Annotated in this window: 11 protein-coding genes and 4 pseudogenes; all 15 read right to left on the reverse strand. The window is 37.0% G+C overall.

Going from position 1 to position 12,501, the window contains the following annotated elements:
* Positions 1-99: 99 nt before the first annotated feature.
* Entirely contained in the window at positions 100-618 is a 519-nt protein-coding gene (locus tag ACS5L2_RS02525) for a cyclophilin-like fold protein (protein WP_459202197.1), read from the reverse strand.
* 73 nt (positions 619-691) lie between these two features.
* A complete protein-coding gene (locus tag ACS5L2_RS02530; protein ID WP_459202198.1) occupies positions 692-1,639 on the reverse strand; it encodes a DUF3737 family protein in 948 nt (315 codons plus the stop codon).
* Positions 1,640-1,654: 15 nt separating this feature from the next.
* Positions 1,655-2,641, reverse strand: coding sequence for an alpha/beta hydrolase (locus ACS5L2_RS02535; RefSeq protein WP_459202199.1), 987 nt, complete (start codon positions 2,639-2,641; stop codon positions 1,655-1,657).
* Positions 2,642-2,677: 36 nt separating this feature from the next.
* Entirely contained in the window at positions 2,678-3,103 is a 426-nt protein-coding gene (locus ACS5L2_RS02540) for a cupin domain-containing protein (RefSeq protein ID WP_459202200.1), read from the reverse strand.
* Between the two features lie 87 nt (positions 3,104-3,190).
* Positions 3,191-3,769 (reverse strand): TetR/AcrR family transcriptional regulator, encoded by a 579-nt coding sequence (locus ACS5L2_RS02545; protein ID WP_459202201.1) that lies wholly within the window; start codon positions 3,767-3,769, stop codon positions 3,191-3,193.
* 154 nt (positions 3,770-3,923) lie between these two features.
* Positions 3,924-4,703 carry a nickel pincer cofactor biosynthesis protein LarB gene (larB, locus tag ACS5L2_RS02550; RefSeq protein WP_459202202.1) on the reverse strand — a complete coding sequence of 260 codons (780 nt, stop codon included), beginning with the start codon at positions 4,701-4,703 and terminating at the stop codon, positions 3,924-3,926.
* Between the two features lie 11 nt (positions 4,704-4,714).
* Positions 4,715-5,908, reverse strand: coding sequence for an aldo/keto reductase (locus tag ACS5L2_RS02555; RefSeq protein ID WP_459202203.1), 1,194 nt, complete (start codon positions 5,906-5,908; stop codon positions 4,715-4,717).
* Between the two features lie 131 nt (positions 5,909-6,039).
* Positions 6,040-6,575 (reverse strand): annotated as a pseudogene (locus ACS5L2_RS02560) (flavodoxin family protein).
* A gap of 17 nt (positions 6,576-6,592) precedes the next feature.
* A pseudogene (locus ACS5L2_RS02565) lies at positions 6,593-7,729 on the reverse strand (aldo/keto reductase).
* 87 nt (positions 7,730-7,816) lie between these two features.
* Positions 7,817-8,533, reverse strand: a pseudogene (larC, locus tag ACS5L2_RS02570) (nickel pincer cofactor biosynthesis protein LarC); the annotation flags it as partial.
* 30 nt (positions 8,534-8,563) lie between these two features.
* Entirely contained in the window at positions 8,564-9,100 is a 537-nt protein-coding gene (locus ACS5L2_RS02575) for a flavodoxin (RefSeq protein ID WP_459202204.1), read from the reverse strand.
* A 53-nt stretch (positions 9,101-9,153) separates the two neighbouring features.
* Positions 9,154-9,789, reverse strand: coding sequence for a flavodoxin family protein (locus ACS5L2_RS02580; protein WP_459202205.1), 636 nt, complete (start codon positions 9,787-9,789; stop codon positions 9,154-9,156).
* 106 nt (positions 9,790-9,895) lie between these two features.
* Positions 9,896-10,323: pseudogene (locus tag ACS5L2_RS02585) on the reverse strand (cupin domain-containing protein).
* Positions 10,324-10,346: 23 nt separating this feature from the next.
* Positions 10,347-11,459, reverse strand: a complete 1,113-nt coding sequence (locus tag ACS5L2_RS02590; protein ID WP_459202206.1) for an aldo/keto reductase — start codon at positions 11,457-11,459, stop codon at positions 10,347-10,349.
* Positions 11,460-11,512: 53 nt separating this feature from the next.
* A complete protein-coding gene (locus ACS5L2_RS02595; RefSeq protein WP_459202207.1) occupies positions 11,513-12,475 on the reverse strand; it encodes an alpha/beta hydrolase in 963 nt (320 codons plus the stop codon).
* Positions 12,476-12,501: the final 26 nt, after the last annotated feature.

The following is a 12,501-nucleotide window of genomic DNA, read 5'->3' on the forward strand; positions in this document are numbered from 1 at the left end:
CACAATATAAAAAAAGTTTATTTTAATCAGGATTGATTTTGAAACCCAAGTATGATCTTCATGTCGTTCTTTGGCCATTCGCATCTAATTTAGCTAAATTTACATTTTATTGATTGTTATTGTACCAGACATATTTTGGATATGTTCGCTACCGGATACAACGTTTCCAAGTTCATATAATCCACCAGCTGAACCAAAATTACCATAAAAGATTACAACATCCCCCCATGGTGCATAATACGCAAGTGTTCCAGTTTTCGCATTTGTAAGTGGCGTATTACTCGTATTAAGTTTGTTTGGCGGGTAAAATATCTTTTCATTGGTACTGTAATTTTTAACTTCAACGGTTAATGGAAGCTGTTCATAGAGTTCTTTAGCAGCTTGACCATTATTGAGTTCAAAAACTATTGATTCCCCATTTGATTCAATACTTATCCTCATTTTTGAATCACCTGCTTTCGAATTATTTAGTTCAATCTGTTCGTCTTCTGATTGGTTATTGATGTTTTGATCTAAGTTATTTTGTTCAACACAGCCTGTAATCAAAACTGCCAACAATAATACTCCAGAAAATAATAACATCCGTTTTATTCCGTTATACTTAGGACTAACTTTCATAAATAAAGCCCCACGTTAAGTATATTTCTATACTCGTACGGTATTATACGTGAATTTTAAATTAATTATTATTTTACTTATTTTTAACTTCAATCACACATGAACTGCCCATATGTTGATTTTCATCCAATATTATTTCTCCAATTGAATCCGCAATAATATGCCCACTGCTTGGATTTTTTACACTTGTTATCGAACCGATAATTGATGCATTAACGTTGCTGTATTCAAAAGAAAGGTCACAATCAATCATTTCACAATCTTCTAAAACCAGACCTTCGGCATAACAGAGCGGTTGGGTTCCGATTATTTTACAGCGAATCAATTTGAGATTTTCTGAGTACCATCCAAGATATTCGCCTTTTACAATACTGTCAGATACTGTGACATTTTTGCTGTGCCAGAAAGCATCCTTTGTATCCAGACGGGAATTCTTGATTTCAACATTTTCGACATATTGGAATGAGTACTTACCATTCAATACAAAGTTATCAAGCAAAATATCGGAACTTTGTAAGAAAGGATATTCTGACTCGAGTTCTGTATTTTTTACAGTTATTTTGTGAGAGAACCATCCAAATTCAGGTGAGTGAATAGTACAGTCTTCAATAGTGACATCTTCACATTCTCTTAATGCCTTAATACCGCCCAGATGACTTTTTACAATTGTCATGTGGTCACTATACCATATTGCAGCACGGCATGTTTCGGTCATGTGACTATTTTCCATTATAGCGTTTTTGACATGCCAAAAAGGATATCGAAGCCTGAAATCACAATTTAAAACATATATATCTTCACTTTCTTTTAAGGCAGATTCTCCATCAAGAGGGCCATCAAATATACAATTACTGACTGTTGCGTTATGTACGCCGTATAAGGCACGCTCTTCATCCAGGTTTAATTCATTGTATACTGTTGGTTTCTCTTTTTGCTCAACACATTCGGGATATTTAGTGTTAGTAAGGGGGATTGTCCCCCTACTTTGCATGTTTAAATTATCGTTGGTGTTTCGACCCATATTTAATACCTGTTTTTATTTCAAATGTTCTTTAAAAAATCCTTCCAATTTGTCAAATGGAATATAATCGCTGTCTCCACCATCGTACAAATCAATGTGTCTTGCACCTGACACAATGTAGAGTTCTTTTGGTTCAGCTGCTTTTTCGTATGCATCTTCACTGTAGTATCTGGAGTGAGCATTTTCTCCAATTATGAAAAGAAGTGGTCTTGGAGAGATGCTTTCAATGTAGTTCATTAACGGGAAGTTCATGAAAGACATACCACTTGTTGCCGTAAATGAAGCTCCCGCATTTATATGGAATCCCCTTTTCATTGCATAATATTCAAAGAATTCACTTGTAATTGGGTCTAATCCTTCTGGAATTGAATCTGCTGGTGTTCTAGGGAATCCTTCAGGTACTAATGGGGTTCCGTTTTCAAAGTCAGTCCATCTTTGTTCAGCCATTTGGACCAACATTGCGTTACGTTGCTCATCAGTTAATGTTTTTCCAAATCCATCTCTGAACATGCCGCTTATATCATACATACTTGCGGTAGCAACTGCTTTAATTCTCGGATCGACTTGTGCTGCAGTAACTGAAAATCCTCCACTTCCACAAATTCCAATAACTCCAATTTTTTCTCTATCTACGAAGTCTCTAGTGCCAATAAAATCAACTGCGGCACTAAAATCTTCAACAAATAAATCCGGTGAAGAAATGTGTCTTGGTTCTCCTTTGCTTTCACCATTATATGATTCGTCAAATGCAAGAGCAACAAAACCTCTTTGCGCCATATTTTGTCCGTAAATACCTGCACCCTGCTCTTTTACACCGCCATAAGGTGTTCCAATAACAATTGCAGGATATTTTTTAGATGTGTCAATATCTTTTGATAAGTACAGGTGCCCTGCAACTTCCACTCCAAATTTATTTTTGAACATGACTTTTTGAACAGTTACATTTTCGCTTAATTTAAATGTAAGGCTGTTAAGGTCCACGTTAGTTTTTCCTGATTCCATATTTTCATCCTCAGATTTTGGTTTTGAATTATATGCTTATTTTAATTTTCTATATTCTTCAGCAGATACTGGTTCTAACCATTCTGCCGGACCAGCCTGTGAATTTGTCTCAACGGAAAGATGTACAAACCAGCTGTCGTGTGCTGCTCCATGCCAGTGTTTTACGTTTGCTGGAATTTCAACTACATCTCCAGTTTTAAGTTCTTGTACAGGTTTTCCTTCTTCTTGGTAGTAACCACGGCCACCTGTAACGAGCAAAATCTGTCCTCCTGGATGTTTATGCCAGTTGTTTATAGAACCGGGTTCGAATGTCACGTTTCCAATTGGGCAGTTGAATTCGTTATCTCTTCCAACTAACATGCTGACCCATACTTTGCCGGAAAAATACTTGCTCAAAAATTCTGGAAGTTCTTCTCCTTTTGGAAAGATTGTGCTATTACTTAAATCCTCTGATATTGTCATATTTTTAGCCTCCAGTGGTAATTGCTAATATTAATAAATAATCGGTAAATTTTAGATATTGAGTAATCAGCCATAAGTTAATTAAAATTACTTTTTAGAAAGTCCTGTCCATACAACTTCAAAACCCTCATTAATTATTTTATTTTTATCTTTAGATAAACCATAGCCCGAAATTACTTGCACTACGGTCCTGCTGTTTTGGTAAAACATTGCAATGACCAGTTTTAAAGGTAATTTTTTGACAGCTCCATCAGTTACTCCGTTTTCAATGAGTTTATGGATAGTAAAGTACTCTTTCATTACTTCTTCACGCGTAAAATTCGAAATATATGGAGAATTGCAAAACTGTCCGACAAAAAGAAACTCGTTATGGTTATCTAAGCCCCATCTAATCAAATTATCCCATATTTTTTTCAACCGGTCTTTAAAGTTAACTTGTGATTCGAGATCTTTTACCATTGCTCGGCTTAAATCCCCTTTTACTTCAAAATACAGGTTGTTTATCAGGTCTTCTTTCGTTGGAAAATAATGAAAGAGCGTACCTGTAGCTACTCCTGCTTCTTTTGAAATTTGGGCTGTAGATGTACCGTGAAACCCACGTTCAGTGAAAAGTTTCAAAGCGGCATCCATAATGGCTTTTCTTTTGTCTTCAATATTTGTTTTCATGTGTATCTCATCCTGACTGATTAGTCAATTAATTATACGGTTGTCTTGATATATAAACTTGACTGAGTAGTCAGGTGAATATACTAATTAGTACCCATTTCAAAAAAGTAAAAAGTTAGAATAATCAATGTTGGCATTTCTCGATAATTTATCTTTATGATTTATTATTCCGTGCTTCAGCCACACTATTTGCAATTCTTGCGGCAAATGCTCCTGCAACAAACCCTGCATCGATATTTACAACAGACACTACTGAACACGATTGAAGCATTGATAAAAGTGCAGCTTCACCTTTTGCACCTGCACCATAACCTGTAGAAACAGGAAGGCCCACAACAGGTGCGTCAACAAGTGCAGAAACTACTGTTGGGAGAGTTCCTTCCCTTCCAGCAGCAACTACGATTGAATCGGGTTTTTTATCTTTAAGTATCGCCATTTCATTAACAAGCCTGTGAAGTCCTGCAACACCTACATCATATATTGCAATCGTTTCACAGCCCATTTCTGATGCAGTCATTTTTGCTTCTTCTGCTACGTCGATATCCGCAGTACCTGCGGTAATTACTGCAACTACGCCACCTGTTTTTTTAATCGGTGTACCGTTATGAACTACTGCGGTAGTTGAATGAAGGCCCCAGTCAATTTCTTCAGGTTTGAAGTTTGACTGCAACGCTTCTTTATGTTTATCGCCAATACGCGTGATGAGAACACGTCCACTGGCAAACATTTGAGCTTTTGCAATTTTTACTACATCTTCAGGAGTTTTGCCCTCAGCAAGTATTGCTTCCAAGATTCCTGTTCGATGCTTTCGAAAAGTATCAATTTTAGCAATATCAGTTACTGATACGTACCCCATCGACCGAATAGTTGCTTCTGCAGTTTCAATGTCAGTTTCACTGTTCTTTACGTTATTTAATATACTTTTGAGATCCATTTGATACCCACCTACTTCAAAAAAATGCTCTTTACCATAGCGATTTTTTCATCATTATCAGGACCTTCAAATTCAGCTACAACTTTTTCGAGCATTTCAGGTATCTGGATATTTTGAGGACAGTGTTCTAAGCAAATACCGCAATTTGTACATTGTGATGCGAAATGCGGTTCATTGGTCCATAACATGTCACTAAGTAATGCGAAATACTGGAATCTTAGGGATTCATCGTGGAACATGTGTAGTTTATTGTACGTGTCAAAACATGTTGGTATATCAACTTTTGCAGGGCACGGCATGCAGTAGCCACAGCCAGTACAGTTAATCTTTAACAATTCGCCATATTTTGAACCGACTCTTTTTACAAGATTCAGCTCTTTTTCAGTTAATGAATTTGGATAACCCTCGTTTGCAAGTTTTACGTTTTCTTCAACCTGTTCAGGTTCAGTCATTCCGGATAAAACACAGGTAACTTCGGGATGATTCCATACCCATCGAAGTGCCCATTCTACAGTTGTTCGTTTCGTGTCAGCTTCATTCCATATTTCCATAACTTCTTCAGGCGCTTTACCAGATAAATTACCGCCACGTAATGGCTCCATTACAAAAACTCCGAGGCCCTTTGAAGCAGCGTATTTAAGTCCATCTGTTCCAGCCTGAATTTTTTCATCCAAAAAGTTATACTGTATAAGGCAGAAATCCCAATCATAACCATCAACAATTGGAGCAAAATCTGCCTGTGTTCCGTGGTATGAAAAACCTGCGTTTATAATTCTACCGTCTGCTTTTGCACTATCTAAAAATTCAATGATACCAAGTTCTTTTACCCGTTCCCATGCTGGCCCTGTAAGTGTGTGTATCATGTAATAATCGATACAGTCGGTATTCATTCTCTCGAGCTGGGCGTTTAGGTATTTATCCATGTCTTCCCTGCTGTTAACCATCCACGTTGGGAGTTTTGTTGAAAGTTTAACCTTTTCTCGGTATTCATTGGAAAGTGCACGACCCAAAAACTTCTCACTTTCACCCATGTGGTATGGCCACGCAGTATCTACGAAATTTACACCGTTATCTATTGCGTAGTGAACCATTTTTGTAGCTTTTTCTTCATCAACACTACCATCCTCTTTTGTAGGTAGCCTCATAGCACCAAAACCCAATATTGAAAGTTTATCGCCATTTTTTGGATTTGTTCTGTATAACATGTTCATTCACCCGATTTTATGTGATTGACCGCTCAATCAGTAATAATTATTACTCTTCATGTTTTTGGATATATAATTTACTAAAAATCATATTTTAGACAAATTCAAACAATTATTTGAGATATGTTAAATTAAATCGATTTTCCCATTTCATAGGCCCGATCCATTGCATCAGTCCCTACAATGTCGCCAATATTCCAGGCACCAGTTCCATAAATGAGCCCTTTTTCTTCTGCACATTCAAGGCAAGACATAAATCCACGGAATTCTTCAAAAGTTCGTTCCATTGCAGGTTTACTGTTATCAGCAGCTGCTACGATGAAGTAAATTCCTTATCGTTAATTTCCGTGTATCTTGAACATGTTCTGTCGATTAGTGTTTTCATTTGACAGTTCATCGTGTAAAAGTAAACTGGTGTAGCCATTACAATTACGTCCGCATCAACCATTTTATCCAGTATTTTATCCATATCATCTTTTTGTGAACACACTTTTGTTCCAAAACAGGTACCGCAGCCAGTACAGTAATTAATTTTGTTGTCACCAACGAAAATCTTTTCTACAAGGTTGCCTGCTTCTTTTGCGCCTTTTATAAACTGGTCGAACAACATGTCGGAATTTCCGCCTTTTCTCGGGCTTGCTGATATTACACGTATATATTTACTCATGATTTTACACCCTCTAATTATTTTGTCGGTAAGGCAGGTCCACCAGTTTCAAATTCGGCTACAACATCTTTTAAATATTCAGATATCTGCAAATGCTGAGGGCATAACTCTTCACATTTTTTACATTTGATACAGTCGCTGGCTTTTCCATGGTTTGATGTAAGGTTTAGGTAGTACACAAACTGGCTTGAAATGTTATCCGTTACAGCACGCTTTGTACTGTTGTACAATGCAAGGTAATCGGGTATATGGATATTTTCTGGACAAACTCCTTCGCAATATCTACAGGTTGTACAGGGGATTTCACTATTTTCATGTATTATATCGATTACCTGATCGATGATTTGATGTTCTTCATCATTTAATGGCTTGAAATCGTCCATGTATCCAGTATTATCCAAGACCTGTTCCATTGTACTCATTCCGCTAAGAACCATTATAACGCCGTCTAAACTAGCGGCAAATCTAATAGCCCATGATGAAATTGAAGCATTAGAATTATATGTTTTCATCAAATGTTCTGCATTTTTTGGAACCGTTGAAAGATTTCCTCCTTTACATGGCTCCATTACAATAATTGGCTTTTCATGTTTTCTCGCAACTTCGTAGCATCTTCTTGAATGAATTCCCGGATTTTCCCAATCAATGTAATTAATCTGTAATTGTACAAAATCCAATTCTGGATGAGCAGTTAGAATTTTGTCCAGTAATTCGGGGGTATCGTCAAATGAAATTCCTAAATTTCTTATTTTTCCTTCTTTCTTTTTGTTCATGGCAAAGCCAAATGTATCGTATTTGGGTGCATTTTGATACGCTTCTACGCCGATGTTGTGAAGTAAATAATAATCAAAGAATTCAACACCGCAGTTTTCCAATTGTTCGTTGAATATTCTGTCCTGATCATCTACTGACTTCAACATTCTTGGTGGAAGTTTTGTTGCAAGAACAAATTCATCTCGGCTATGCCTTTTTACCAGAGCTTTCTAACTGCTTCTTCGCTTTTAAATCCGTGGTATGTATAGGCGGTATCAAAATGTGAATCCACGTTCTAAATACGTATCTACTATCTTATTCAATAATTCAGTATCAAATGAAGTTTGATCGTCTTTATTGAGAACAGGTAATCTCATACATCCAAAACCCAAATGTTTCATTTTTTACCCTATTCCTCAAATTTTGCTCATGTTTTATCTGAAAAACATTCCAATCGGAACTATTTTAATTCTAAGTCCTGTTTAAATATCCGTTTCAGCCAATAATCCCTGAAGCACATTTGGACCCTCAAGATCTGCATCGCCTGCACCATATCCTATTGAATTTACCGTACATTTTGGAAAGACCTTTATCGGTTTTGCGAAATGAGAAAGAATTGCTGCACCAGTTGGTGTTAGAAGTTCTTTTGATTCATTTCCACCGTGAAAATAAAGATTTCCTTTTTTCAGGAGTTCAAGAGTTGCGGGGGCAGGTACTGACATGACCCCGTGTGCACATTTTACAGTTCCGTTTCCAACGTTGATCGGCATGCAGTAAACAGAATCGCATTTTAGTGAATGAATAGCTGCTGATGAACCGATGACATCTGCAAGTGCATCATTTTGCCCAACTTCATGAAAATGTAATTTTTCAAGATCATCTTTACCATGAACATGTGCTTCAGCTTCGGCCATCTTTGAAAATATGTCAAGTGCACTTTTTTCTACATCATTTGGTAATTTAGCATCTTTTATAATATCCACCAGTTCGAAATAGTTTCGTGAATGTTCGTGTTCGGGAACATTAATCTTGACGTCTAATGCCCTAATTCCTCTTTTCACAACTTCATTCATACTTACAGATACGGGTACTGCTGATTCAATGATTTCTTTTACGTAATTTTTATCTTTTAAAAGATCCAAAGTACATACAAGAATCATGTCACCAGCAGCTCCCGAAAACGGGTTGAATATAAGCGATTTCATAATTATCACATCTTAATTAAATTAGAATTTTTAGAGAATCCTTAGTTTATCCAACCATTTTTCAATATCTTTTTTCGAAGAACTTACCTTAGACCCATAAATTGAAAGTCCGTTTAGAATTTTTGCATTGGAGCAGTTTTTTGCAATATCACTTTCACTGTGGCCCATACCGCTTCCTTCATGAGTACAAAACGGAATAATGGTTTTTCCTGAGAAATCATATTCTTCAAGAAATGTAAAAACTGCCATTGGCACTGTACCCCACCAGTTTGGGTATCCCAAAAATACTGTATCGTAAGAATCCATATTCTCCACGTGGCTGGTCAGTTTTGGTCGTGCATTTTCATTTAATTCTTTTTTTGCTATATTCGTTGTTGCAGAATAATCCTTAGGATAAGGCGTTACAGTATCAATATGGAAAAGATCGCCTCCGATTATTTCTTGAATCGTTTCGGCTGCTACTTTTGTGTTACCTACTTGCAAATTCACGATTTTTCCACTAACATAGTTATTACCAGCACGTGAAAAATATGCTATAAGATATTTCTTTTCTTTTAAATCGGGCATATTATCCCTCTTTTTAAATTTAATTAGTTCTAAATTGTTAAATAAATGATAATTTAGTCTCGGATGAAATTTGTAAAGATTCTTCCTTCATTCGTTGGGAAAGGTACGCCCGCTTTAAGTCCTGCTTCTTTACACTTCAAAAACCATGCCATATTCCTTGCAAGTACTCGCATTATGTGTAAGCCTTCTAAATCTTTTTCTACATCTTCTGGTTTTGCACCATGAACCATGTTCCAGTATCTGGATGAAATTATGGGCATTTCTGAAATTGTAAAATATTTATTAAGCTGGTCAAATGCAGCTGTTGTTCCGGCCCTTCTTGCAGAGACGACTGCTGCTGCAGGTTTTAGGTAAAATGAGTTCCTGCCTCCAAGTAAGTCCGTATAAAATGCACAATCCATGAATGATTTAATAGAACCACTTGTAGATGCATAGTGGACTGGAGAACCAAAGATAAATCCGTCTGAATCTTTAGCGATATCTAAAAAATCGTTTACATTATTGTTAACTGCACAACGTCCTGTTTTAACACATGCCCTACATGCAGTACATCCACTAAGGGGTTTTACCCCGACCCAGTAAATTTCTGTGTCGATATTTTCCGCGTTTAATGTCTTTTCGATTTCTTTTAGGGCAGTATACGTACAGCCTTTCTTATTTGGACTTCCATTTATTAATAACACTTTCATATTTTCACTTTAAATTTTAGTAATCAGTTTTAATCCGATCTATTCGGTTTCAAGCAATATTTCTGATAAGGTTTCATTTAACATGGATATTTCATCTTTAGTTAATTTATCTTCGTAAGCTATCATATTCTTTATCGCTCACAGGTTCCAACCATTCTGCTGGACCCTCATTAACATTTGTTTTAACGGAAAGGTGTACAAACCAGCTGTCGTGTGCTGCCCCTGCCAGTGTTTTACGTTTGAAGGAATTTCAACTACATCCCCAACTTTAAGTTCCTGTGCCGGCTTTCCTTCTTCTTGGTAGTAACCCCTGCCACAGGTAACAAGTAAAATTTGTCCTCCTGGGTGTTTATGCCAATTATTTCTACATCCTGATGCAAATGTCACATTTCCAATTGGACAATTGAATTCGTTATCCCTTCCAACGAGCATACTCAGATATGCCTTGTCTGAAAAATATTTACTGAAAATTTCTGGAAGTTCTTCACCTTTTTTGAAAATTACGCTATTGATTAAATCTGTTGAATTGTTCATTTATCACCTGAAATATTCGGATTTCATTTTTTTGCATTATTTATTGAACCAAAATAATTCTTTGCTTCAAGCATTCTGCCACGTATATCCACATTAAACGGACAGTTCTTTTCGCAAATGCCACAATGGGTGCAATCACCTGCATTTTTACTTAATTTCATGTAGTGGTCTTTTGCAAGGTCGTCCCCTGCCCTTGCAAGGTCCAAATACTTATTTACTGAACCAATATCGATTTTGGAAGGGCAGGGTTGACAGTGATTACAGTAAATACAAGTACCCGTCATTTCCCTGTGCGGTAGGCCGCCGATAAATGAATAATCTCGTTCTTTTTTAGAAACTGAGTAAAATTTAAGTGCATCATCTAAATCTGCTCTTGATCGTACCCCTGAAAGACAGGAAATAACACCTGGGCGATCCAATGCATACTGTATGCATTGAGGGATTGTCATAACACGTTTGAAAGGTGATGTTTTTTCATTTAATAGCTGTCCACCACCATAAGCTTTCATAACGGTGATTCCTATCCCCTGTTTTTCACATTCTCGATAAAGTTCCATACGTTCTTGTGATAAAGAGAGCTTGCCTCTGGACGGACTAAAATCATAAGCTGCATTGATGCTGAACATTATGACATCGATTTCACCAGTCTCGATAAAGAGTTTACATATCTCTTCAGAATGGGATGAAATACCAAGATGTCGAATGGTTCCGTCTTGTTTTAGTTTTTTAGCATAATCAAAAATGCCGTTTGACATGATATTTTCAAAGTCTTTAACCTGATCAACATAGCTGATAAGGCCGATATCCGCATAGTTGGTGTTATAGTTCTTCAATTCCTGTTCAAAACCCTTTTTAACATTTCGGAGAACCCTTGTCCTTGAATATGTTCCTTTTGGATACCACACACCAAGATGTAGCTGCATCATCATCTCGTCACGATGTTCTTTCATTGCCTCTGCGATTGGCCCCACCGCGCTTGTGTCATACATAACGGTATCGATCAGATTTACGCCCTGTTCCATGCCATAACTGACGATATCTTTGATATCCTGTGGTGTGGTTTCTTTTAGACTTCCTGATCCAATGCCGATAGTGCTGACCTTTTCACCACCGTGTGGTAATTTTCTGTATTCCATAAGTTCTCCTCATTCCAATGTTAACTTTGATTTATTATTCGACCAGTTTGGTTTTATTTTAAATGTTCTTTGAAAAATCCTTCCAATTTATCAAATGGAATATAATCGTTGTCCCCACCATCGTACAAGTCGATATGTCTTGCACCAGGTACGATATAGAGTTCTTTTGGTTCTGCAGCCATTTTGTAAGCATCTTCACTGAAATATCGGGAATGGGCATTTTCACCGATGATGAATAAAATTGGTCTTGGTGAAATCGTTTTTATGTAATTCATCAAAGGGAAATTCATGAAAGACATACTGCTCGTCATAGTAAATGCAGCTCCTGCATTAGGGTGATGTCCACGCTTCATTCCGTAGTATTCGAAGAATTCACTTGTAATAGGATCCAACCCTTCAGGAATAGCATCAGCAGGTTCACTTGGAAAACCAGCAGGTAATTCTGGAGTACCATTCTCAAAATCTTTCCATCGTTGCTCGCCAAGCTGAACCATGGTTTGAGCACGTTGTTCCTCGGCCATTGAATCTTCCCATCCATTTCGGATCATCCTACTCATGTCGTACATACTCGCAGTAACAACAGCTTTAATTCTGGGATCTACCTGAGCTGCGGTAATTGAAAATGCTCCACTTCCGCAAATTCCAATAGCACCGATTTTGTTTCTATCTACAAAATCTCTTGTTCCTAAAAAATCCACTCCTGCGCTAAAATCTTCCACAAATAAATCTGGTGAAGAGATATGTCTTGGCTCCCCACTACTTTCTCCATTGTATGATTCGTCAAATGCGATTGTTACAAACCCTCTTTCGGCTAAATTTTGTCCATATATTCCTGCACCCTGCTCTTTTACACCACCATAAGGTGTTCCGATAACGATTGCAGGATATTTTTTGGATTTGTCTATGTCTTTTGACAGGTACATATCTGCTGCAACGGTGATTCCGTATTTGTTTTTGTAAGAAACCTTTTCTACAGTCACCTTTTCACTTAATTTGAAAGTTTTATTTGATTCCATATTTTTCACCATAAATTTTTCTGAAT

Source organism: Methanococcus mangrovi (assembly GCF_054506835.1).